Source organism: Catenulispora rubra (assembly GCF_015356825.1).
In the GTDB taxonomy this organism is placed as follows: domain Bacteria; phylum Actinomycetota; class Actinomycetes; order Streptomycetales; family Catenulisporaceae; genus Catenulispora; species Catenulispora rubra.
The window spans coordinates 1-22,479 of the sequence record NZ_JAACYW010000192.1 but is presented as its reverse complement, the minus strand read 5'-3'; the positions used below and the strand labels follow the sequence as shown (position 1 = coordinate 22,479).

General features: G+C 72.6%; 21 protein-coding genes. 8 read left to right on the top strand and 13 right to left on the bottom strand.

The window, feature by feature from the left end; translation table 11 throughout:
* From GWK61_RS36915 to GWK61_RS36880, 8 genes are all read right to left on the bottom strand, one after another.
* Positions 1-486, bottom strand: a 486-nt coding sequence (locus GWK61_RS36915; RefSeq protein ID WP_194916345.1) for a CoA transferase, incomplete at its 3' end; no start/stop codon positions are given.
* A 66-nt stretch (positions 487-552) separates the two neighbouring features.
* Positions 553-1,494: a hypothetical protein gene (locus GWK61_RS36910; RefSeq protein WP_194916344.1), complete on the bottom strand. Its 942-nt coding sequence runs from the start codon at positions 1,492-1,494 to the stop codon at positions 553-555.
* Positions 1,494-2,018 carry a SigE family RNA polymerase sigma factor gene (locus GWK61_RS36905; RefSeq protein WP_194916343.1) on the bottom strand — a complete coding sequence of 175 codons (525 nt, stop codon included), beginning with the start codon at positions 2,016-2,018 and terminating at the stop codon, positions 1,494-1,496. The genes GWK61_RS36910 and GWK61_RS36905 overlap by 1 nt, the downstream gene beginning before the upstream one ends.
* A gap of 87 nt (positions 2,019-2,105) precedes the next feature.
* Positions 2,106-2,912, bottom strand: a complete 807-nt coding sequence (gene proC, locus GWK61_RS36900; protein ID WP_194916342.1) for a pyrroline-5-carboxylate reductase — start codon at positions 2,910-2,912, stop codon at positions 2,106-2,108.
* 33 nt (positions 2,913-2,945) lie between these two features.
* On the bottom strand, positions 2,946-3,875 hold the full coding sequence (locus GWK61_RS36895; RefSeq protein ID WP_194916341.1) for a proline dehydrogenase family protein: 930 nt from the start codon (positions 3,873-3,875) through the stop codon (positions 2,946-2,948).
* A gap of 159 nt (positions 3,876-4,034) precedes the next feature.
* A complete protein-coding gene (locus GWK61_RS36890; RefSeq protein ID WP_194916340.1) occupies positions 4,035-4,799 on the bottom strand; it encodes a class I SAM-dependent methyltransferase in 765 nt (254 codons plus the stop codon).
* A gap of 23 nt (positions 4,800-4,822) precedes the next feature.
* Entirely contained in the window at positions 4,823-5,734 is a 912-nt protein-coding gene (locus tag GWK61_RS36885; RefSeq protein WP_194916339.1) for a sugar phosphate isomerase/epimerase family protein, read from the bottom strand.
* Positions 5,735-5,739: 5 nt separating this feature from the next.
* On the bottom strand, positions 5,740-6,669 hold the full coding sequence (locus GWK61_RS36880) for a Ppx/GppA family phosphatase (protein WP_194916338.1): 930 nt from the start codon (positions 6,667-6,669) through the stop codon (positions 5,740-5,742).
* Positions 6,670-6,728: 59 nt separating this feature from the next.
* On the opposite strand from GWK61_RS36880, the gene GWK61_RS36875 reads away from it, so the two are divergent.
* Positions 6,729-7,472, top strand: a complete 744-nt coding sequence (locus GWK61_RS36875) for a DUF3109 family protein (protein ID WP_194916337.1) — start codon at positions 6,729-6,731, stop codon at positions 7,470-7,472.
* A gap of 199 nt (positions 7,473-7,671) precedes the next feature.
* Positions 7,672-9,195, top strand: coding sequence for a sialidase family protein (locus GWK61_RS36870; RefSeq protein ID WP_194916336.1), 1,524 nt, complete (start codon positions 7,672-7,674; stop codon positions 9,193-9,195).
* 89 nt (positions 9,196-9,284) lie between these two features.
* Here the strand turns inward: GWK61_RS36870 and GWK61_RS36865 are convergent, their stop codons facing one another.
* Positions 9,285-12,110: a BACON domain-containing protein gene (locus GWK61_RS36865; RefSeq protein ID WP_194916335.1), complete on the bottom strand. Its 2,826-nt coding sequence runs from the start codon at positions 12,108-12,110 to the stop codon at positions 9,285-9,287.
* A gap of 181 nt (positions 12,111-12,291) precedes the next feature.
* Positions 12,292-13,590 (bottom strand): RNA polymerase sigma factor, encoded by a 1,299-nt coding sequence (locus GWK61_RS36860; RefSeq protein WP_194916334.1) that lies wholly within the window; start codon positions 13,588-13,590, stop codon positions 12,292-12,294.
* A gap of 205 nt (positions 13,591-13,795) precedes the next feature.
* Between GWK61_RS36860 and radA the strand changes: the two genes are divergently transcribed.
* Complete coding sequence (gene radA, locus GWK61_RS36855; RefSeq protein ID WP_194916333.1) at positions 13,796-15,202, top strand: DNA repair protein RadA; 1,407 nt, start codon at positions 13,796-13,798, stop codon at positions 15,200-15,202.
* Positions 15,203-15,353: 151 nt separating this feature from the next.
* The gene (gene disA / locus GWK61_RS36850; protein WP_194916347.1) at positions 15,354-16,412 is read left to right on the top strand and encodes a DNA integrity scanning diadenylate cyclase DisA; all 1,059 of its coding nucleotides are present in this window, start codon (positions 15,354-15,356) and stop codon (positions 16,410-16,412) included.
* 87 nt (positions 16,413-16,499) lie between these two features.
* On the opposite strand, the gene GWK61_RS36845 is transcribed toward disA, so the two are convergent.
* Both GWK61_RS36845 and GWK61_RS36840 read right to left on the bottom strand, forming a co-directional pair.
* Positions 16,500-17,303 (bottom strand): alpha/beta fold hydrolase, encoded by an 804-nt coding sequence (locus tag GWK61_RS36845; protein WP_194916332.1) that lies wholly within the window; start codon positions 17,301-17,303, stop codon positions 16,500-16,502.
* Positions 17,304-17,458: 155 nt separating this feature from the next.
* The gene (locus GWK61_RS36840) at positions 17,459-18,184 is read right to left on the bottom strand and encodes a hypothetical protein (RefSeq protein ID WP_194916331.1); all 726 of its coding nucleotides are present in this window, start codon (positions 18,182-18,184) and stop codon (positions 17,459-17,461) included.
* A gap of 131 nt (positions 18,185-18,315) precedes the next feature.
* Between GWK61_RS36840 and GWK61_RS36835 the strand changes: the two genes are divergently transcribed.
* Positions 18,316-19,248 (top strand): iron-sulfur binding domain-containing protein, encoded by a 933-nt coding sequence (locus tag GWK61_RS36835; RefSeq protein WP_228563548.1) that lies wholly within the window; start codon positions 18,316-18,318, stop codon positions 19,246-19,248.
* A gap of 11 nt (positions 19,249-19,259) precedes the next feature.
* The gene (locus tag GWK61_RS36830) at positions 19,260-19,847 is read left to right on the top strand and encodes a DinB family protein (RefSeq protein WP_194916330.1); all 588 of its coding nucleotides are present in this window, start codon (positions 19,260-19,262) and stop codon (positions 19,845-19,847) included.
* A gap of 196 nt (positions 19,848-20,043) precedes the next feature.
* Here GWK61_RS36830 and GWK61_RS36825 read toward each other — a convergent pair whose 3' ends face one another.
* Positions 20,044-21,012 carry an MmyB family transcriptional regulator gene (locus tag GWK61_RS36825; protein ID WP_194916329.1) on the bottom strand — a complete coding sequence of 323 codons (969 nt, stop codon included), beginning with the start codon at positions 21,010-21,012 and terminating at the stop codon, positions 20,044-20,046.
* On the opposite strand from GWK61_RS36825, the gene GWK61_RS36820 reads away from it, so the two are divergent.
* Positions 21,011-21,610, top strand: coding sequence for a YbhB/YbcL family Raf kinase inhibitor-like protein (locus tag GWK61_RS36820; RefSeq protein ID WP_194916328.1), 600 nt, complete (start codon positions 21,011-21,013; stop codon positions 21,608-21,610). The two genes, GWK61_RS36825 and GWK61_RS36820, sit on opposite strands and share 2 nt — an antisense overlap.
* Before the next feature lie 214 nt (positions 21,611-21,824).
* Positions 21,825-22,479 (top strand): chaplin (locus GWK61_RS36815; RefSeq protein WP_194916327.1); only part of this gene is annotated, 655 nt, incomplete at its 3' end.

Genomic DNA, 22,479 nt, shown 5'->3' with positions numbered 1-22,479 from the left:
CAACGCCCCCATAGCGACCACCGGCCGCCCGGCCACCGCCGCGCTCTGCGGATGCGCCAGCCACTCCTCCCGCGTCCGCATCGCCGCCGCGACGCCGCCGGCCTCGGCGATCGCGTCCTCCAGCTCGAAGCGGCCGCGCCGCCGGACCGCGGCCTCGACCGCCGCGCGCTCCTGCGGCACGTCCAGCACTCGGCACGCGATCGCGGCGTGGTGCTCGAAGTTGCAGTGCAGCCGCACCCAGCCGTCGGCCGCCTCGTAGTCCCCCGACAGCGGGGCCCACTCGAACGCGGCCTCGCCGTCCACGCGCAGGTACCGCTCGCTCCGGAAGGCGATCGCCGCCTCCCGCACGCCGACCCGCACCCGCGGCACCGCCCGCAGGCCGGTGCGCGTCGCGAGGAACGCCGCCGCCTGCGTGTGCGCGGCCGACACCGCCCACGCCGCGAACTCCCCCACCCGGAACACCGACGGCAGACCGAGATCATCCATGCTCAGCACACTAACCGCGGCCCACGCACCGCGCCCCCGCGAGCCGCTGTCAGATGCGTCACGGAGTCACTGACCTCCCGCGCCGCACGGCCGATAGCCGTCGGCGAAGGGCAGCGGCAGCCCCAGTCCGCCGACGATCCGGCCGAGTTGCTGCTCGGTGTACGGGAACGGCTCCGTCGGCTGCGCGACCGGCGTCGACTCGATGCGCTGTTGGGACGAGCCGTCGAACACGGTTACGATGACCTGGCGATTGTCGCTGAACGTCCTGGTCGCCTCCAGAGCGTGTCCTGAGGACGCCGAGGACGTGGCGACCGTCGAGCCGTCGGTCAGTGTCGCCTGGACTTTCGGGCCCCAACCGGAAGAGCTCCGAAACTGCCCTGCCTGTCCCCCGGGCGCCCTTATGGTCACGCTGATCTGGATCCACGGCGTGGTGTTGCCGTCGTTTCGTGGGAACGCTGCTTTGCCGTCCGCGGTCCAGGTCTCCGTGTAGTTGTAGGAGGGTGGGGTCTGCGACTGCGCATCACAGCTGTTGGCACCACCGGTTTTCAGGAAGAAGTCCACGCTGCGGTCCGGGCTGGGCATCGTGAGATGGTGACCCCCGGGATCGAGTTCGCTGTACAACTTCGCGATGACCGCGTTCGCGCGCTTCGCGTCCCGCAGGGCAGGACTCGAGTCCGAGCCGGGCGACACCACACCACCGACGTTGAAAGCTGTCACGGCCACGGCCACCGCCGCGAGCGAAGCAGTCCCCGCCAAAGCCGCGCCAGCCCGCCGCCGCCGGACCCGCCGCCGGCCGCCGAGCACCAGGTCCTCGGCCGTGAACGCCAGCCGCCGCCGGTCCTCGGCCCCGGGCACCGTACGCGCGAACAACTCGCGGGCCTCGGCACCGTTCTCCTCGGCACCGTTCTCCTCGGCCCAGTTCTCTTCAGCACCGCGCTCCTCGGCCGCATACTCCTCAGCACCGTTCTCCTCGGCACCGTAGCCATCTCGATCATCGAACCCTGTCATCACCGCTGCTCCTTCACCACGCGGCCCGAGGCCGTCGCCTGCTGGTCGAGAAGGATCCCGCGCAGAGTGGCCAACCCTCGCGCGGTCTGCGAACGGACGGTTCCGAGCGAACAGCCGAGCAGATCCGCGGTCTGCTCCACCGACATGTCCTCCCAGAATCGGAGGACCAGCGTGGCCCGCTGCCGTGGCGCCACCTGCGCCAAAGCCCGGAGAGCGGCGTCCCGCTCCCCAATGTCCGGGCCCTCCGGCGCCATCGACTCCGGCACCGCCGCCACCACGCGCTCACGGCGCCAGCCGCGGCGCTTCTCGTCGATGACGCAGCGCACCAGGACACGGCGCACGTACGCGTCGCGGTTCTCGGCGCGCTCGACCCGGTGCCAGGCCACGTACAGCTTCAGCAAAGCCGTCTGGACCACGTCCTCGGCCTGGTGCGCGTCGCCGCACATCAAGAACGCGGTGTGCCACAGCGCATAGGAGCGTGCTGCGACGTATTCCTTGTACTCCGCTTCAGCGGCAGCTCGCATCGTCCGTCCTCCCCTTCTGGTGGTAGGACGGAACGACTCACCGCCGGCGCTGCATCACTGCCCCATCACTGCCCCATCACTGCCCCATCACTGCCCGGAGGCCAGCTCCCGCGACCGGTCCCGGGCGGCCTCCAGCGCGGCGATCATCGCCGCGCGCACTCCGTGGTCCTCCATGGTGCGGATGGCCGAGATGGTGGTGCCGGCCGGCGAGGTGACCGCCTCGCGGAGCTTCACCGGGTGCTCGCCGGAGTCCCGCAGCATCACCGCGGCGCCGATCGCGGCCTGCACGATCAGGTCGTGGGCGGCGGCGCGGGGCAGGCCGAGCAGGATGCCGGCGTCGGTCATGGCCTCGACCAGGTAGTAGAAGTACGCCGGGCCGGAGCCGGACAGCGCCGTCACCGCGTCCTGCTGGGCCTCCGGCACCCGGATCGTCTTGCCGACCGGGGAGAAGATCTCCTCGGTGCGGACCAGGTGCTCCTCGGTGGCGTGCGCGCCGGCCGAGATCGCGGACATGGCCTCGTCGACCAGGACCGGGGTGTTGGTCATGACGCGGACCACGGGGATGCCCTCGGCCAGGCGCGAGGCGATGAAGTGGGTGGTGATGCCGGCGGCGCCGGTGATCACCAGCCGGCCGGCCGGGACGTGCGGGGCCAGTTCCTCCAGCAGCGCGGCCATGTCCTGCGGCTTGACCATCAGGATGAGGGTGTCGGCCTTCGCGGCCGCCTCGGCGTTGCTCACCGCCTCGACCCCGTAGGTGGCGTGCAGGGCGGCCCCGCGCTCCGGGCGGCGGGCGGTCACCAGCACCTCACCGGGCCGTTTGCCGGCCCGCAGGAGGCCGGAGACCAGAGCCTCGCCGATCTTTCCGGTGCCGAGGACGGCGACGCGCTGGGTCATGGGGTCCGGTCTCCTCACATCCGCCACGAAGGCTCAGTCTTTCGAGAGCAGCGACCGGGCGAAGAAGCCGAGGTTCGCGGGCCGCTCCGCCAATCGTCGCATGAGGTAGCCGTACCACTCGCTCCCGTACGGCACGTACACCCGCATGCGCTCGCCGGCGGAGGCCAGGCGCTTCTGCTCGTGCGGCCGGACGCCGAAGAGCATCTGGAACTCGTAGCTGCCGATGCCGCGGCCGTTGCGGACGGCCAGCGCGCCGCCTATCTCGATCAGGCGCGGGTCGTGGGTGGCCAGCATCGGGTAGCCCTCGCCGGCCATCAGGGTGCGCATGCAGCGGACGAAGGACAGGTCGACTTCCTGCGTGTCCTGGTAGGCCACCGACTCCGGCTCGCGGTAGGCGCCCTTGCACAGCCGGACGCGGGATCCCGCGGTCGCGAAGTCCTTGCAGTCCGCCTCGGTGCGCCGCAGGTAGGCCTGCAGGCACAGGCCCGCCCACGGATAGTCCCGCCGCAGCTCGGAGACTATCTTCAGGGTCGAGTCGGTGGTGGTGTGGTCCTCGGCGTCGAAGGTCACCGTGGTGCCGGCCCGCTGCGCGCCCTCGCAGATGGCGTGCGCGTGTTCGAGGGCTATCTTCTCGCCGTCGTTGCTCAGCGACTGGCCGATGGCCGAGAGCTTCACGGACACCTCGGCGTGCGGGGTCAGCCCGGCCGCCGCCAGCCGCTCCAGCAGCAGCAGGTACGCCTCCTTGACCAGGATCGCCTGGTTGGCGTCGGTGGTGTCCTCGCCCAGATGGTCCATCGTGGCCAGCAGGCCGTCCTCGATCAGCGCGTCGGCGACGGCCACCGCGTCGTCCGTGGCGGGCCCGGCGACGTAGCGCTTCACCACCTGGCGCGAGCCCGGGGAGCGCTCGACCAGGGCGCGGGTGCGATCACTGCCCGCCGCCGCCAGCAAGGTCCGACGCAACACCGCGGTGCCTCCTCGACTGTGTGGAGCCCAGTGGGGCAAGCCTAGGACTAGTTCGGGGACGCGGCCGGGCCGGTGAGCCGCGCGGGGTACCCGGGGCCGCGCAAGGCCGTCCGAGCCCCGCGCGGGCAGACCCAAGGCCGGCCCAAGGCCGGCGGCCACCTAAGGCCGCCGCACCACCCCGAGCCAAGCCGTGTACTCCTCGACGACCATCCCGTCCGGGAAGTGCGTCAGCAGGATCGCGCGCTCCCGGTCCAGGAACGCCGCCAGCCGGTCCGGCTCCACGTCGCTGACGTACGACCGCGACATGACGTTGGTGATCCGGTGCTCCAGCGGCACCGTCCGGGTCCACGCCGTCTCGACCACGTGCACCGGCAGGTCGGCGAACCGGCTGCCGAGCTCGATCCGCGGCTCCTGGTCCAGGGCGGTGCTTTCGTTGCCGTAGTCGGGCTCGCCGCCGAGCAGTTCCCTGATCCGGTCGTTGTAGCCCAGCCGCCAGGGCGCGTCGGCCAACGGCATGTTCCAGAAGCAGGCCAGCGCGCCACCGGGCTTCAGGACCCTGATCACCTCCGGGACCGCCAGGTCCGGGTTCACCCAGTGCCAGGCCTGGGCGAAAGTCACGAAGTCGACCGAGTCCTCGCGCAGCGGCAGCGCGTTGGCGCTGCCCAGCACCGCGCCGACGCCCGGGGACTGCGACACCAACTGGCGCAGCATCGGCTCGGAGAGTTCGACCGCGGTCACCGCCGCGCCACGCTCGCGCAGCTGCCGGGAGGAGATCCCGGTCCCGGCCCCGACGTCGGCGACGCGGGCCCCGGACAGCGCGCGCCCGGAGAGGTCCTGCAGCGCGTCGAAGAGCGCGTCGGGATAGGTCGGGCGGGACTTGGCGTACGCGGACGCCAGGGTGTCGAACTTCGATGACTCGGCCAACGCATCTCCCCTGTGTGCTTGTGCTACTCCGAGACCGGCAACGCGCGCGGCTCTTCCCTCACCCTCGCCAACGCCCGGCGGGCGAAGACCAGGGAGTCGCGCAGGTCCTCCTCGCGCTGCAGGTCGCTCTCCGCGCGCCGGGTGCTCACCTCGAGGATGACGGCGCCGGCCAGGCCGCGGCGCGCGATGCGCTCCAGCACCTCCTGGCAGGGCTGGGTGCCGCGGCCGGGGACCAGGTGCTCGTCCTTGTTCTGCCCGGAGCCGTCGGCGAGGTGCAGGTGGACGAGCTTGTCGCCCATGCGCTCGTACATCGCCAGCGCGTCGTTGCGGGCGGTCGCGGTGTGCGACAGGTCCAGGACGTAGTGCTCGTAGCCGGTCTCGGTGGGGTCCCAGCCCGGGAAGTACGCCTCGCCCTCGCGCTCCATGCGCGGCAGCTTGATGCGCGGCAGGCGGCCGAAGATGTCGGGCGTGGAGGCGCGCCAGGGGTACATGTTCTCCACCGCGAAGCGGATCTCCGACTCCTGATTCAGGCGCCTGATGCCCTCGGCGAACTCCTCGGCGTAGGGCTGCTGCCAGCGGAACGGCGGGTGCACCACGACGACCTTCGCGCCGACCCGCTCGGCGGCCTCGCGGGACTTCTTCAGCTTCTCCCACGGGTCCGAGCCCCAGACCCGCTTCAGGTTCAGCCAGAACAGCGTCGGGGCGTGGATCGACAGCACCGGGACCTGGTACTCGTCGACGTACTCCAGGATCTTGTCCGGGTGCTGGCTCGCCGGGTCGATCGAGACCATGACCTCCACGCCGTCGTAGCCGAGCCGGTTGGCCACGTCGAAGGCGTACCGGGTGGGCTCGGGGTAGACCGAGGACGTCGACAGGCCCACTTCCGGCGTGGTGACCTGCTCCGTCGTCCCGGCGCGGTCGGTCACGAAGGTCACGCCGCTCAGCTTACAAGGGTGTCCAGCCGCCGAAGGATCACGCCTTCGCGCAGCGCCCACGGGCACAGGTCGGCGACCTCGACGTTGAACAGGTCGAACGCGGCGTCGGCGACCACGGCGCCGGCCAGCAGCTGCTCGGCCCGGCCGGTGGAGACCCCGGGGAGCCCGGCGCGCTGGGCCGTCGACATCTGCGACAGCCGCGGCACCCACTCGGTCAGGTCCCGGGCGCGCAGCGAGCGCGGGGCGTACAGGCCCTGCGCCGAGGGCGCGGCCCCGGCGATCCGGGCCAGCTGCCGGAAGGTCTTGGAGGTGATCACCACGCGGTCCGGACGGCCGGCCCGGGCCACCCGGGAGACCCCCTTGGCGATCTCGTGCCGCACGTACCGGCGCAGCTCCCGGATCTGCTCCGGGCCGGGCGGGTCGCCCTTGAGGCGGTCGTGGGTCAGGCGCGAGGCGCCCAGCGGCAGGGACTCCATCACGTCCGGCAGCTCGTCCAGGCCGACCGCGATCTCCAGCGAGCCGCCGCCGATGTCCAGCACCAGCAGCCGGCCGGCGGACCAGCCGAACCAGCGGCGCACGGCCAGGAAGGTCAGCTTGGCCTCGTCCGGGCCGGGCAGCACCTCCAGCTCGACCCCGGTCTCCTCGCGCACCTTGGCCAGCACCTCGTCGCCGTTGGCGGCCTCGCGCACCGCGGAGGTCGCGAAGGCGAGCATCTCCTCGGAGCCCTTGTCCTCGGCGATGCGCAGCGCGTGCGCGACGACGTAGCAAAGGCGCTCGATGCCGCTCGGGGCGATCGCCCCCTGCTCGTCCGTGAGCTGGGAAAGGTGCAGCTCGACCTTGTGCGAGAACGCCGGGATCGGGTGGGCACCGGCGTGCGCGTCCAGCAACAGCAAGTGGACCGTGTTCGATCCGACGTCCAACACTCCAAGGCGCATATCGCGATACGTTACCCGGCCTCCCACGGCCAAGCGCGCCGACCGCATAGGCTTACCCGGTGCCTGAAGTACCGCTCGACTTCCCCCGCGAATGGGTGGAGTTCACCGACCCCGACAACTCCGCCCAGCTCTACCGGGCCGACCTGACCTGGCTGTGCTCGCGCTGGACCTGCATCTGGGGCGCGGGCTGCGGCGGTATCCGCCCCGGCCGGGCCTCCGACGGCTGCTGCACCCTCGGTGCGCACTACTCGGACAAAGCCGACAGAAAGCGCGTCGAGAAGGCCGCCGAGCGGCTCACCGACGAGACCTGGCAGTTCCGGTCCGTCGGCCAGGAACTCGGAATCACTCAGAAGGATGAGGACGGCGACAAGCAGACGCGGGTCGTCGAGGGGGCCTGCATCTTCCTGAACCGTCCCGGCTTCGCCGGCGGCGAGGGCTGCTCGCTGCACGCGCTGGCGCTGCGCGAGGACGTGCATCCGTTGACCACCAAGCCGGACGTCTGCTGGCAGCTGCCGGTGCGCCGCTCCTACGACCGCGTGGAGCGGCCGGACGGCACCGAGGTGCTGGTCGTCTCGATCGGCGAGTACGACCGCCGCGGCTGGGGCGGCGGCGGCCACGACCTGAACTGGTGGTGCACCGGCGCGACCGAGGCGCACGTCGGGCGCGAGCCCGTCTACGTGTCCTACGGCCCGGAGCTGACCGAGATGATGGGCGAGAAGGCCTACGAGGTGCTGGTGGGGATGTGCGAGGCGCGGGACACCTCGCGGGTCCTGGTCGCGCCGCACCCGGCCGACCCGGCCTGATCCGGCCTGATCCGGCCTGATCCAGATCCAGCCTGATCGGGCCCGGCCTGATCCGGCCCGAGCTGACCCGCACGACCGAACCACCGAACCGCCGAACCACCGGAATCCGCCCCAGGGGCCGGATTCCGGTGGTTTTCTCACGACTTCTCCACAAATCAAAGCATTGCCATAACCCACTGTCCGCCCTAGTTTGCCCACCATGCGCAGAGCCCAAAAAACGGCGGTCGCGGCAACGGCGCTGCTGACCGCCCTGGCCACTTCGGCCTCCTTCGCGAGCGCCAGTCCGGGCCCGGTACAACGGGTCTCCCCGACGAACCCGGTGGCGGCCTGTACCGCCGGCGCGGCCTCCGGGACCCTCTATCCGAACAGCACCACCGAGCCCTTCGTCGCGGTCGACCCGCGCCGGCCCCGGCACGCGATCGTCACCTGGCAGCAGGACCGCTGGAGCGACGGCGGCTCGCACTCCGGCGGCTACGCCTGGACCTCCGACGGCCGCCACTACACCGAGGGCACGCTGCCGTTCGGCCAGTGCTCCGGGGCCGACGACTACCACCGGATCTCCGACCTGTGGGTCAGCTTCGGCCCGGACGGCGTCGCCTACAGCAGCGCCCTGCAATTCGACGAGAACACGCCGCGCTCCGGCGTCGGCGCCGCGACGTCCTTCGACGGCGGCGCGACCTGGAAGTACGCGCAGCCGGTCATCGCCGACGACGACCCGAACCTCGGCGACGACAAGAACTCCGTGACCGCCGACCAGCTGCACCCCGGCGTCGCCTACCAGGTGTGGGACCGGCTGGACACGTCCGGCAACGGCTTCACCGGACCGGCGATGATCTCCGTAACGCACGACCACGGCAAGACCTGGTCGGCCCCGGCGAAGCTGGTCGACACCGCGGCGGTCGCACCGTTCGCCCAGACCATCGGCAACATCGTGGTCGAGGAGCCGAACGGCACCCTCCGCGACTTCTTCAACCTGATCAAGTACACCGACGCCACCGCGAACACGCCGATCAGCTCGACGTACTCGATGGCCAGCTCCACCGACGAGGGCGCCACCTGGTCCGCGCCGACGCCGGTGGCCACCGACTCTTCAGTGGCCGAGGTGGACCCGAACGACCCGACCAAGGGGCTGCGGGCCGGCGGCGGCCTGGAGGCGGTCGCGGTGAACCCGGTGACCGGCCGGATCTGGCTGACGTATGAGGGCTCGGACTTCAGCGGCGGCAAGTACGACCAGGTCGAGCTGGTGTCGTCCCGGGACAACGGCAGGACGTGGTCGGCGCCGGCGCTGGTGAGCAAGCCGGGTGTGCCGGCCTTCACCCCGGTGGTCTCGGTGGACGCGCTGGGGACGGTCAGCGTGTCGTACTACGACCTGCGCTACCTGCCGGCCGGCGACACCACGACGCTGCCGACCGCGCGGTTCCTGAAGGTCCTGCCGTTCGGCGACGCGCGGCTGGCGACCGAGCGGCAGCTGACCCCGGCCTTCGACTGGCTGCTGGCGCCGAACGCCGGCGGGTACATGCTCGGGGACTACGAGGGCATGGCGGCGGCCGGCCCGCTTGGAGAACAGAACGTGTTCGTGGCTTCGCTGAACGCGCCGCAGCACGCCACCGACGTGTACAGCGGGGTGTTCGTGGGGCCGTTCTCCGCGGCCGCGAGTAGCGGAGCGGCGGCGGCTGCGCGCGCCGTGCTGCCGTCGCACGCGGCGCGGTCGCTGAACCGGTAGCGGACAGCGGAAGGCGCCCGACGGGCTGGGACACGTCGAGCGCCTTCCGTGGCTCCGGCACGGCGGGTGCCGGAGCGGCTTGGGGGCCGTCAGTGACGGCGCTTGGTGGGTTTGCCGGGCCCGGTGCTCGGGGTGCTTGAGGGCGCCGAAGAACTCGAAGAGGCCGAGGAGCCCGGTGAGCCCGGCGAACTCGGCGAACTCGGCGAACTCGGCGAACTCGGACCGCGCGACGGCCCGCTGCCCGACGAGCTCGGGCTGCTGCTGGGACTGCCCGGCCCGCTCGCGCTGCCGCTCGACGCCCCGCTGCCGCTCACGCTCGACGACGGCGAGCTGTGCGGCGTGCTCGGGGTGCTGACCGGGCTGGTCGGCGTGCCCGAGGGCGTGCCGCTCGGCGAGGAGGACGGCGACGAGGACGGCGTCGTGGGGCCGCTGGCGGGGGGAGTGCTCGGTGTGCTGCTCGGGCCGCCGCCGGAGCCCCCGGAGCCGCCCGAGCCGCCGACGCCGTTGATCGAGACCATCTGGCCGCTCGGATCGAAGCGCACGTGCGCGGTCCACGGGCCACTGGGCTCGGCCGAGGCGGCCACCAGGACGTGGACCGTGGTCTGGCCGCCGCCGGCGAGCATGCCGGAGGTGGCGCTGAGGCTGAGCCAGGGCTGGTCGGGACTCGCGGTCCAGCTGACCGGCGAGGTGCCCGAGTTCCAGAGGGTGACCACGACGTCGCTCGGGTCGTTCGAGCGCTGCGTCACGCTGATGTGCAGCTGCGCGTCGCCGCTCGGGTCCTGCGACGGGGTGTCGCCGCCGCTCTGCGACGGCAGCGGGTTCACCGGGCCGTTGAACGGCAGGCTGGCGCCGGCCGTGCTGGGCGCCGAGGAGGAGGGCGTCGTCGGCAGCACTGCCGCGACCACCTGCGCGGTCACGGTGTCGCCGCCGGGCAGCCCGGCGGAGTGCACGTTGCCGGCGACCGGCAGCGCGGGCCCCGCGGCGTCCGAGGTGGAGCTGGGACGCGGGTAGTCCGGCGTCTGCGAGGCGCTGCCCCCGGCGTCCGGGGGCGTGAACAGCGCCTTGTTGCCGCTCGGCGAGGACGGCACGAAGAGCACGAACGCCGTCACCCCGGCCGCGCCGACGCCGCTGAGCACGGCGGAGCTGGCGATCGCGGACTTCACCCCGGCCTTCCGCCTGTGCTGCTCCGGCGAAGCTCCGACGGGACGCGCCAAGACCCGCGTACCGTCCCGGTCCCTGCCCCCGTCCCGGTCACGGTCCCTGTCCGGCGGCACCCGCCGACCGGGCACCACGCCCAGCGGCATGAAGGAGGTCGGCATAACCCCCACCGGCGCGATCGGCGGCACCTGCGCACCGGCGTTCCCGGCGGCCATCGCGGCGGCCACGCTGGCAGCGGCCTCATACGCGTCGCCGACCGGCGCGACGCCGCGCCGCGCCGCCTCGACGCCCCGCCGCCGGCCCTCGATCGCGGCGGCCACCGAGTTGCGCGGGACCGGGCCACGGGAGGGCACCGGACGGGCCGGGCGCATGTCCTCGAAGACGCCGGCCGTGATCAGAGTGTCCTCGGTGGAGGAAGCACGGCGCGGGCCGAAAGACGCGTCGAGGTCTTCGGGACGCAGGGCGCCTCGGTCTTCGGACCGGTCTTCAGAGCGGCCTTCGCTCCAGTCCTCGGCGCGCAGGGCCGCGAGGACTTCGGTCGACTGGCTCGCGATGTGCAGTTCCTCAGCGTGCGATCCCAACCCCCGGCGCCGGTCGCCTCCAGCACCCATAGCGCTCAGATCAGAACCATCGAAACCACTTCCCTCGTTCATCGTGTTCGCCGGTGTCTTCGCGTCCACGGACGCCGACACCGGGGTGCGTAATCGCTCGGGGGCCGAGGCCACCTCGCCCGCCACCGCCTCCGCGGCGGCCGACGACACGCGTCCGGCCAGCAGCGCGCCGAGGCGCCGCGGACGGCGCTCCACCGGCATCGGCGTGGCGGTGCGCGGCTGCGGCTGCGACTGCTGCTGGGGCAGCGCGGGCAGCCGCATCGTCGCTATCGCCGGGAACCCGGACCGGTCGAAGCAGGTGAGCCGGGTGGCGATCGCGGTCTTCTCCGCCGCCTTCTCCGGGCTGCTGTCCAGCAGGTCGCCGAGGACCCGCTCGCGCAGCTCCTTCGGCGCCGGGACGTGCGGCAGGATCGACGGGGCCTGCGGCGCCCCGATCACCTTGTGCAGGTGGTACTGGCAGCGGGAGCAGGCGTCCACGTGCGCGACCAGCGGCTCCCGGCGCTGGGCCGTGAGCCGGCCGGACCAGCCCTCGGCCAGCGCCGCCAGGTCCGGGCAGTGCGAGCGCGAGGTGCGCAGCAGGGCCAGCGCCGCCAGCGAGCGCTCCAGCTCGTGCCAGGCCTCGGACAGCACCTCGAAGGACTCCGCCGCCGGCTTGCCGAGCATCATCCCGACCGCGCGGCTCTCCATCCCGTGCCGGACCGAGAGCTCCAGGACCTCGCGGTGCGCCGCGCTCAGGCCGTCGGTGTCCGGCCAGTCCAGCGAGGCCAGCTCGGCCGACAGCAGCGTGCGCTCCAGTTCGGCCATCGCGGCGTCCTTGGGAGCCGGGACCGGCGCCGAGGACGCCGTCAGGCGCAGGCGCGGCAGCTTCCCGGCGCGGCAGTAGTGCCGGGTGATCGCGTAGAGCCAGGGGCGCAGCATCTCGGCGTCACCGAGGTGCGCGACGTGGTGGTCGGCGGCGACGAAGGCGCAGTACACCGCCGAGGAGGCGGCCTCGTGGTGGCGCAGACCGCCCAGGGCGTAGGTGTGCAGACCGTCCGCGTAGGCGTCGTAGGCCGCCGCGCGCCCCCAGCTGTCGGAGACGCTGTCCCGGTTCACCGGGTCCGCGGGATCGAGGGGATCCGTGGCGTTCGAGTCGTGGTCCTTCACACCAGCCGACGTTAGACATGTGCCGGTGCGCTGATCAGAGAATCGGCCCAGGTTGCCCCCTTCGAGGGGTTCTGCGACCCGGGCCGTGACCAAACGTCGGTGTCACTCGACCGGGCGACTTGCGCGCGCCCGGTCCGGGGGGCGCCGATCGGCGCGGGGGGCCAGCCGATCAGCCGGTCGATCAGTTGGTAGGGGTGGTGGTCGGGGTCGAATTGGTGTTGCTCGGCAGGCCGGAGGCGGGGGGCAGAGACGTCGAGCTCGAAGGCGTCGTCGGCTCGGTCGAGGTGCTCGGCTTCTTGCTCGGCGTGGAGGAGCTGTGCGACGAGGTGTAGGTGTGCCGGTACGACGACGAGGTGTGGTGGGTCGTCCCGCCGGTGTCCGTCTGCCCGCCGCCGGTCGGCGCGCCGCCGTTGTCGGTCGAGCCCGTCGCCGAATCCGTGGACTGCTGCGTCGGCGCCGAGGTGGAGCCCCCCGAGGACGCCGCGCCGCTGTCCCCAGCCGCGGAGGACCCCGAGGAGGACGTCGTCGAGGTCGTGTTCCCGGCGCCGGTCCCGGCCGGGCCGGACTTGCCCCCGCCGCCGACCATCGCCACCGCCACGCCGCCGACCGCCAGCACCACCAGCACGATGCCGGCGATGGGCAGCAGCTTGCGGGCGCCGCCGACGCCGGACTTGCCGGCGGCCGCCGGGAACCCGGACTCGTCGAAGGCGCCGGCCCGGGCCGCGATGCGCTGGCAGAACGCCGCGCCGGCCGGGTCGCGCAGGGTGTCCAGCACGCGGGCGCGCACCCCGGGCGGCACGAACGCGTGCGGCAGCTCCTCGAACAGCCGCAGCGGCCGCCGGTTCTCGATGTGGTCGGCGCAGGCCTGGTCGGCCTTCACGTGCCGGGAGACCGCGTCCAGCCAGGGCTCGACGCCCTTGCCGTCCAGCCGGTCGAAGCGCTTGCCGAGCTCGGCGATCTCCGCGCAGCGCGGGTCGCCGACCCGGTTGGCCAGCACCGCGGTCAGGCCGTTCTCCAGGTCCTCCTGGGCGTCCTGGACCACCTGCCCGATCTGCTCCTCGGACATGTCCATGACCAGCGCCAGGTCGCCGTCCACCATGCGGTGCCGGAAGGCCAGGTCGAGGATCTCCCGGCTCTCCGGCGGCAGCATCGCGTAGACGTCCAGCGCGGCCCGGGCGAACCGGTCGTTGCGGGTGCCCTGCGCGGCGTCGGCGGGGATGTCGTCGGAGACCCCCAGCCGCAGCGCCTCGGCCCGGCTCAGCGCGTAGAGCCAGGCGCCGAGCTCGTCGGGGTTGGCCAGCTCGCGGATCCGGTTGTTGGCGACGATGAACGCGTCACGCAGCGCGTCAGCGGCCAGCTCGTGATCGGCGAGCAGGTCGTAACAATATGCATACAACCGCGCGCCGTATGTGTCGTAGATCTGCCCGATGGCGAGCTGATCCCCCGCGCGCAGCGCCGTCACCATTTCCCGGTCTGTCACGGCCTCAGACGTTAAGCCATTCGAGCGACAACTAGCCAGTGGATCAGGGCATTCGACTAGAGGTTGCCGGCGAAGTCATCCTGGAATCACCCTGTTTATACCGATACATGTTCCCGGTTCACACCCCACGCGCCCGCGAGGCGCGGCCGCGGCCGCGGAATTCCGATGGCCGACCGGTGTCGGCGCCGACCGCTAACGTGGCCTCATGCCGACCGCCAACTCCCGCGCCCGGAAGGCCGACCCGGCGGCCGCGTACCAGTGCACCGAGTGCGGCACACAGTACGCGAAATGGGTCGGACGCTGCGGCGAGTGCCAAACGTGGGGCAGCGTTGAGGAACGGGGCGCGGCCAAGTCCGCGCCGAAGACCGTGGCCACCATGCCGACCCAGAAGGCCCGGCCGATCGGCGACGTGGCGGTGGACGACGCCGCCGCGGTCCCGACCGGCGTGAGCGAGCTGGACCGGGTCCTGGGCGGCGGCGTCGTGCCCGGCGCGGTCGTCCTGCTGGCCGGCGAGCCCGGCATCGGCAAGTCGACGCTGCTGCTGGCCGCCGCGGCCGCCTACGCCTCCTCCGGGGCCCGCACCCTGGTGGTCACCGGCGAGGAGTCGGCGGCCCAGGTCCGGCTGCGCGCCGACCGCATCAAGGCCCTGCACCCGAACCTGTTCCTGGCCGCCGAGACCGACCTGGGCTCGGTGCTCGGGCAGATCGAGGCGATCCAGCCGCGGCTGGTGATCGTGGACTCGGTGCAGACCATCGCCTCGGCCGCGGTGGACGGCACCCCCGGCGGCGTGACGCAGGTCCGCGAGGTCGCGGCGTCGCTGATCCGGGACGCCAAGGAGCGCAACATGGCGTGCGTGCTGGTCGGGCACGTCACCAAGGACGGCAGCATCGCCGGCCCGCGCATCCTGGAGCACCTGGTCGACGTGGTCCTGCAGTTCGAGGGCGACCGCGCCTCCTCGCTGCGCCTGATCCGCGCCGTGAAGAACCGCTACGGCGCCAGCGACGAGATCGGCTGCTTCGAGATGCACGACACCGGCATCCGCGGCCTGTCCGACCCTTCGGGCCTGTTCCTCTCCCGGCGGCCGGTCCCGGTCCCGGGCACCTGCGTCACCGTCACCCTGGAAGGCCGGCGGCCGCTGGTCGCCGAGGTGCAGGCGCTGGTCACCAAGACCAGCGCCCCGACCCCGCGCCGGGCCTCCTCGGGCCTGGACACCAACCGGGTGGCGATGATCCTGGCCGTGCTCCAGCAGCGCGGCGGCATCGCCGGGCTGGCGAGTTCGGAGATCTACAGCGCCACCGTCGGCGGTGTACGGCTCACCGAGCCCGCCGCGGACTTGGCACTGCTACTGGCCCTGGCCTCGGCGACGGTGAACGAGCCGGTCGGCGAGGGCGTGGTGGCGATCGGCGAGGTGGGCCTGGCCGGCGAGGTGCGGCCGGTGACCGGGGTGCGGCGGCGGCTCACCGAGGCCGCGCGGCTGGGCTTCAAGACCGCGCTGGTCCCGCCCGATCCGGACGGCAAGGACTACGGCGGGAACCTTGCGGGGCTGTCGATCGTCGAAGTGGGCGACGTCCGGGCAGCGCTTCACGCCGTGGCGACAGGCGTACGCCGGTAAGGTTGAGTCACTACGACCGTTTGATTCCCGCCCTCCGGGGAGATCAGGATCGGAATCGCGCGGTGCGTGAGGGTTTCGGGCATCGCGAAGAGGAGCACGAGAGCAGGATGGGAATCGCACAGTGACAGGTGAGGCCTCCGAACGCGCCGCCCTGTCGGCGATCCTGATGAGCGTCGCGCCGGGAACGGTCCTGCGCGACGGTCTGGAGCGCATCCTGCGCGGCAACACCGGCGGCCTGGTGGTCTTCGGCTTCGACAAGCTGGTCGACGAGATGGCCACCGGCGGCTTCGTGCTCGACGTCGAGTTCTCCCCGCAGCGGCTGCGCGAGCTGTGCAAGATGGACGGTGCCGTGGTGGTCTCCACCGACGGCAGCCGCATCGTGCGGGCCGGGGTGCAGCTGGTCCCGGACCCGGCGATCCCGACCGCGGAGACCGGCACCCGGCACCGCACCGCCGACCGCGTCGCCAAGCAGACCGGCTTCCCGGTGCTGTCGGTGTCGCAGTCGATGCGCATCATCGCGCTCTACCTGGGCAGCCAGCGCGTGGTGCTGGAGGACTCCGGCGCGATCCTGTCCAAGGCGAACCAGGCGCTGGCCACGCTGGAGCGCTACAAGCTGCGGCTGGACGAGGTCACCGGCACGCTGTCGGCGCTGGAGATCGAGGACCTGGTGACGGTCCGCGACGTGGCGGCGGTCGCGCAGCGGCTGGAGATGGTGACCCGCATCGCCGACGAGGTCGCCGGCTACGTGGTGCAGCTGGGTGTGGACGGCCGGCTGCTGTCGCTCCAGCTCGACGAGCTGATGGCCGGCGTCGACCCGGACCGCGACCTGATCGCCCGCGACTACCTGCCCGAGCGCACCGGCAAGAAGGCGCGCAGCGTCGCCGACGTCTCGGACGACCTGGGCGCCCTGGACCGCACGCAGCTGCTGGATCTGCTGCAGACGGCCAAGGCGATGGGCTTCAGCGGCGGCGTCGAGGTGCTGGAGTCGGCGGTGTCGCCGCGCGGCTACCGGCTGCTGGCCAAGGTGCCGCGGCTGCCCGGCACGGTCATCGACCGGCTGGTGGAGCACTTCGGCGGGCTGCAGAAGCTGCTCGCGGCGTCGATCGACGACCTGCAGCGGGTCGAGGGCGTCGGGGAGACCCGGGCCCGGTCGGTGCGCGAGGGGCTGTCGCGGCTGGCGGAGTCGTCGATCCTTGAGCGGTACGTGTAGGGACGGCTGGAACGCCTTCCGCCTGACCGCCTGACCTTCTCAGTGCCTGACCTTGTGACCGCCTGAGCTTCTCAGCGCCGGCACACCTCAGCCGAAGAACTCGATCAGCGTCGGCGCCAGCGCCTGCGGGCGCTGAAGCACGCTGTGGTCCTCGCCGGGCAGCACGACCAGCCGCGCGCCGGGCACCGACTCGGCCACCACCCTCGCGCCGGCCGCCAGGCCCGGCGGCGTCCGGTCGCCGTAGACGGCCAGCACCGGCATCGTCAGCGTGCCCAGCCGGTCCCGGTCGACGAGCTCCGCGGGCCGGGACAAGCCCACGTCGTAGGGCAGCGTCAGGGCGTTGCCGAGGAAGAAGGCCCACACCGGGCCGCGCTTCATGCCCGACACGATCTCCGGCGGCAGGCCGATGGCCTCGGTGAGGAACAGGCTCGCGGCGCCGTCCCGGTCGTCCTTCTCGGCCAGCGCGGTGAGCCGGTCCAGCAGGTCGGCCGGCGGGTGCGGCAGGTCCGGGTCGGCGCGGAACGGCGACTCGTAAACGGCGACGGAGTCCGCCGGCAGCCCGCGGATCGCGCCTTCCAGGACCAGGATCGCGCCGGAGGAGTGGCCGAACAGGTGCGCGTGCCCGCCGACGTGCTCGATGACGGCCGCGAGGTCGTCGATCTCGTTCGCGGGGTCGAAGTCCGCGCCGGCTTCGCGCGCCTTGTCGGTGCTCTCCGCGCGGCCGCGGCGGTCGTAGGTGACGACGGTGTAGCGCGACGCCAGCTCGGCGGCCAGGCCGGCGACCGTGCTGCGGTCGTTGAAGGCGCCGCCGACGAGGATCACGGTGGGGCCCTCGCCAATGCGGTCCACGGCCAGCGTGCTGCTGTCGCGGGAGGTGATGTGCTCGGTCATGGCATCTCCTGGGGAATGAGCTGTCGGTTGCTTCACCCGGTAGTCGGAGCCGACTGGCGCGTTCTCTACACGGCTCGCCGAATTCTTCTCGGCGAGCCGTGGACTGGCTGCTCGGGGAGCCTCTGTTCAGGCCTGTTCGGGCCTGAACAGGCCCGTCAGCTGCCGGTCTTCAGCTCGAACGACTTCGCCTGACTCTGCGCGGCCGGGGCGTTCGCGCCGCTGCCGGGTCCCAGGATCACCACGCCGAAGTACATGCCGAGCTTGGCCGAGGAGCTGCCGGCCGTGCAGCCCTGCGAGGAGCGGGTGCGGTTCCAGGTGAAGGTGACCGTCTTGACCCCGCCGGGGGCGATGCCGCGCAGGTCCTTGCCGCCGGTGGCGCAGTCCGCCGAGGACCAGACGTGGTCCGGGCCGGAGTAGACGTTCAGGACCAGCGACTTCGGGCTGACGTCGACGTCGCAGTCGGCGGTGCCCTTGTTGGCCACGGCGACGGTGAACTGCGGGTCCACGCCGTTGGCGTAGGCCGAGGACTGCGAGGTCAGGCTCAGGCTGAGCTGGCAGCCGGGGCCGCTGGTGGAACCGCCGGAGGCGCCGTTGGTGCCGCCGGTGCTGTTCGCGCCGCCGTTGACGCCACCGTTGGTGCCACCGGAGGCGGAAGCCGAGCCGCTGGCCCCACTGGCGCCGCCGGAGGGCCCGCTCGCGCCGGCCGAGGACGGGCCGCCGGACGCCCCGCCGCTGGCCGCGGTCTGCGAGCCGCCCGCGGTCGGGACCGAGGACTGCGACGCGGTCGGGCTGCTGCCGTCCGCGACCGGCTGCTTCTTCTTGGAGCCCGACCCCGAGCACGCGTAGAGGACCAGCGCCAACACCGCGACGACGGCCAGCACAACTAAAACGCGCCGCCGCCAATAGACGGCGGGCGCGAGAGATCCGACGGGATTTCGAAGCGAACCCACGAGGGGTCACTCTACGGGGCCGATGCCGCGGTGTGCGGCGCGCCTCGCCGTACGATCGTCAGATGGCGGAAAGAACGACCACGCGCAGCATCGACCGCACCGACCTCGCAGCCTTCGAACAAGGGGCTGAACTGGTCGAACGAGTCGTCGACTGGTTCCGGGCCGAAGCCCGCGACCTCCCCTGGCGCCGCCCGGACGCCTCGGCGTGGGCGGTGATGGTCAGCGAGTTCATGCTCCAGCAGACCCCGGTGGTCCGCGTGCTGCCGGTCTACGAGGCCTGGCTCGCCCGCTGGCCCACGCCGGCGGCGCTGGCCGCGGAGCCCGTGGGCGAGGCCGTGCGGGCCTGGGGGCGGCTGGGGTACCCGCGGCGCGCGCAGCGGCTCCACGCGGCCGCCACGGCCATCGAAGAGGCCTTCGACGGCGTCGTGCCGGACACGTACGAGGACCTGTGGGCGCTGCCCGGCGTCGGGGAGTACACGGCGGGGGCGATCGCGTCGTTCGCGTACCAGAAGCGGCACATCGTGCTGGACACGAACGTGCGCCGGGTACTGGCCCGCGTGGTGACCGGCACAGAATTCCCGGCCGCGGCCACCACCCCGGCCGACCGCCGCATCGCCACCGACCTGCTCCCGCCCGCCGCCCCCGACGCCGCGGAATGGGCCGCCGCGAGCATGGAGCTCGGCGCCGTGGTGTGTACCGCGCGGGCGCCACGCTGCGAGGCGTGCCCGGTCGCGGACCTGTGCCGCTGGGTCGCGGACGGCAGGCCCGCGTACGACGGCCCGCCGCGCCGCGGCCAGACATACGAGGGCACGGACCGCCAGGCGCGCGGACGGCTGCTGGCGGTCCTGCGGGACACGCACGGCCCGGTGCCGCGCGAGGAGCTGGAGGCCGCGTGGACGCGAGACGTGACGCAGCGGGAGCGGGCGCTGGCGAGCCTGGTGAGCGACGGGTTGGTGACGGAGGTCGACGGGGAGATGTTCGCGCTGGCTCATTAGGCTCGTGCGCCATGACCGACGAAGCCGCGAAGGCATATCTGCACACCCGGCTGAAGAACGTCCGCGAGGTCCTGATCTGGAAGCTCGACGGCCTGTCGGAGTACGACGCGCGCCGGCCGCTGACCCCGACCGGCACCAACCTCCTGGGCCTGGTCAAGCACGCGGCGACCTGGGAGGCCCGCTACTTCGGCGAGGTCTTCGGCCGGCCGTACCCCGAGGCGCTGCCGCCCTGGCAGGACTCTGACGGCAGCGACCTGTGGGCGACCGAGGACGAGACCCGCGAGCAGATCATCGCCTTCTACCGCCAGGTGTGGACGCACGCGGACGCGACCATCACCGAGCTCCCGGCCGACGCACCCGGCCACGTGCCCTGGTGGACGCACCCCGACACCCATCTGTTCGCCATCTTGGTCCACCTCCTCACCGACACGACCCGGCACGCCGGCCACGCCGACATCCTGCGCGAACAGCTCGACGGCCGAACCGGCGTGGCGGCGCAGTACGAGGAGCCGATCGACGACACCGCCCGCGAAGCGCTGCGCGCGCGGATCGAGGCGGCGGCGAAGGCGGCTGATCGCGTGCACTCGACCGCCGAATAGTCCCGCTCCGCCAGCACCATCAGCATGTCGCAGACCACACTGCCGGCACCCTGACAGCGCAGCCCGCCGCCCGGCTCACCACCACCGCCCTGGGGCCCGCTGGCAACCATCGCGCCGAGTTGGCCGCCGTCGTGTGCATGTCGCAGACCACTGTCAGCACCCCGACCGCCGGGCTCGCCACTGCCCGCCGCCCGGCTCACCCCGCCAGCGCCGGCTCCGGCCCCGCCTCAACACCCTCAACACCCTCAACGCCCCCGCTCTCCCGCGCCACCCGCCGCGAGTGCGCCGCCACCAGCGCCCGCAACCGCTGCTCCGTCTCCGCCCCGACCGGGGTCAGCACCACCAGCCGCTGCTCCGCGGCGCCCGGCGCGGTCAGCACGTCGTACGCCACCGTCAGCACCCCCGCCGCCGGGTGCGCCACGCGCTTCACCCCGCTGCTGCGCTCGTCGACGGTGTGGTCGTCCCACCAGGTGGCGAAGTCGCGGTTGCCCGCTCGCAGGCGCGCGATCACCGCCTGCAGGCGCGGGTCGTCGGGGTACTTCGCGGCGTTGGCGCGCAGGCCTCCGACGGTCTCGCGGGCGATCTGCTCCCACGACAGCTGAATGCGGCGGGTCGCGCCGTCCAGGAACAGCAGCAGCGCCGCGTTGGCGGCCGTGCCGTGGCCGAATCCGTCCCCGAACATGGCCGTGGCCGCCGCGTTGTACGCCAGCACGTCGAAGCTGTGGTCCAGCACGTACGCCGGCAGCGTCGGCATCCCGTCCAGCATCGCGCGCAGCGACGTGCTCACGCCCTCGGGCCGGTCCGGCAGCGGCCGCGGGGGCGCCTCGCCGCGCGCCGTCAGGTGCAGGTACTCGCGCTCGACCGGGGACAGGCGCAGCGCCGCCGCGAGCGCGTCCAGCACCGCCGAGCCCGGCGCCCCGACGCGGCCCTGCTCCAGCCGGATGTACCAGTCGATGCTCACCGCGGCGAGTTCGGCCACCTCCTGGCGGCGCAGGCCCGGCGTGCGGCGGCGGCCGACGCTGCGCAGGCCGACGTCCTCCGGCGCGAGCCGGCCGCGCATCGCGGTGAGGAACTCCCCGAGCGTGCTCTGGCGGGTGGTACGCGGAATACCAGGTTTCGAAGGATCTCCCGGCAGCGCGACATGTCCCCGAAGCTTTTGACCCATGCAGCAGAAGACGAAAATCACCATTGCCGGGGTTGCGTCCGCGGCCATGTTCGCCGCCGGGGCGGCCACCGCCTACGCCGCCGTCCACGACCGCTTCGGCTACAGCCCCGTGCGCAGCGGCATCCCGCGCGACGCCGCGCACTTCCACGTCAGCTCCCCCGACCTGGCCGACCACGGCACCTTCCCGGCCGCCGAGATCTGCACCGGGTTCAAGACGCCGCCGCGCCTGACCTGGTCCGGGGCCCCGGCCGGCACCAAGAGCTTCGCGGTGGAGATGTTCGACCCGCAGGCCCCCACCGGCAGCGGGTTCTCGCACTGGCGGGCCTGGGACATCCCGGCCGGCGCGCGCACCTTCGGGGGCACGGCCACGCCGCCGGCCGGGACCGTGGTCGGCGTGAACGACCTCGGCGACACCTCCTTCGACGGCCCCTGCCCGCCCGTCGGCGACCCGGTGCACCACTACCAGATCCGGGTCCTGGCCCTGGACACGGCGAGCATCGGCCTGCCGAGCGCCGGGACCAGCACCGCCTACTCGGGGTTCATACTGGGCCGGCACATCATCGGCTCCGCCCAGATGACCGTGGACGCACAGCAATGATCACAAAGCACTGATCACACAGCGCTGAATCGCAAAGAACTGATCGCACATCAATGATCCCCTGACCCTGTAACAAAAACCTCGGGTATCTGCCGGATGGTGGACATTCGACGGTTCATCGGCCGGATGTCCGTTACCGGAGCTCCGAAGGTGTCGTTGAGGCCCGAGAGCCGACCTTCGGCTCCTCGAATTCGACGACATCTGAGGTACATCCATGCACGCCTTTGTAAGGAAGGGCCTGCTGCTGTCGGCTACCACCGGCGCACTGGTCATGGGCTACGCGAGCACCGCGGCGGCGCAGGGGGACTCCGCCACCACGCACGGTGCCGCGAGCGACAGCCCCGGCGCGGTCTCCGGCAACGTCGCGCAGGTCCCCGCCGACGTCCCGATCCAGGTCTGCGGCGACGCCGGCGCGGCCGGCGGCGCCCTGGTCGGAGCCCGCGACAACGACTGCTTCACCGAGGACGCCACGGCCAAGGCGTTCGGCGCCGCCGCCGACAGCCCCGGCGCGATCTCCGGCAACGTCGGCTCGGTCGCCGCGAACGTCCCGGTCCAGGCCTGCGGTCTGGCCGCCGGCGCGCTGGCCGCCGACGTCACCGCGCACGACAACGACTGCGTGGACGAGGGCACGCACGCCCTGGCCGAGGGTGCGGCGGCGGACTCCCCCGGCCTGGTCTCCGGCAACGTCCTACAGCTGTCCGCGGACGTCCCGGTGCAGGCCTGCGGCGACTCGGTCGGCCTGCTGGCCTTCGCCACCGGCGCCAAGGACAACCACTGCGTGAACGGCGCCCCCGAGCTGGCCCCGCCGGTGATGGCCCCGCCGCCGGTCGAGTGCCCGCCCGGCGCCCCGTGCCCGCATCCCCCGCCGG

Excerpts from the sequence above, each read along its gene's own strand:
- GWK61_RS36910 (WP_194916344.1), bottom strand. The coding sequence starts at position 1,494 with ATGACAGGGTTCGATGATCGAGATGGCTACGGTGCCGAGGAGAACGGT.
- GWK61_RS36905 (WP_194916343.1), bottom strand. The coding sequence starts at position 2,018 with ATGCGAGCTGCCGCTGAAGCGGAGTACAAGGAATACGTCGCAGCACGC.
- proC (WP_194916342.1), bottom strand. The coding sequence starts at position 2,912 with ATGACCCAGCGCGTCGCCGTCCTCGGCACCGGAAAGATCGGCGAGGCT.
- GWK61_RS36880 (WP_194916338.1), bottom strand. The coding sequence starts at position 6,669 with ATGCGCCTTGGAGTGTTGGACGTCGGATCGAACACGGTCCACTTGCTG.
- GWK61_RS36870 (WP_194916336.1), top strand. The coding sequence starts at position 7,672 with ATGCGCAGAGCCCAAAAAACGGCGGTCGCGGCAACGGCGCTGCTGACC.
- radA (WP_194916333.1), top strand. The coding sequence starts at position 13,796 with ATGCCGACCGCCAACTCCCGCGCCCGGAAGGCCGACCCGGCGGCCGCG.
- GWK61_RS36845 (WP_194916332.1), bottom strand. The coding sequence starts at position 17,303 with ATGACCGAGCACATCACCTCCCGCGACAGCAGCACGCTGGCCGTGGAC.
- GWK61_RS36835 (WP_228563548.1), top strand. The coding sequence starts at position 18,316 with ATGGCGGAAAGAACGACCACGCGCAGCATCGACCGCACCGACCTCGCA.
- GWK61_RS36830 (WP_194916330.1), top strand. The coding sequence starts at position 19,260 with ATGACCGACGAAGCCGCGAAGGCATATCTGCACACCCGGCTGAAGAAC.
- GWK61_RS36820 (WP_194916328.1), top strand. The coding sequence starts at position 21,011 with ATGCAGCAGAAGACGAAAATCACCATTGCCGGGGTTGCGTCCGCGGCC.
- GWK61_RS36825 (WP_194916329.1), bottom strand. The coding sequence starts at position 21,012 with ATGGGTCAAAAGCTTCGGGGACATGTCGCGCTGCCGGGAGATCCTTCG.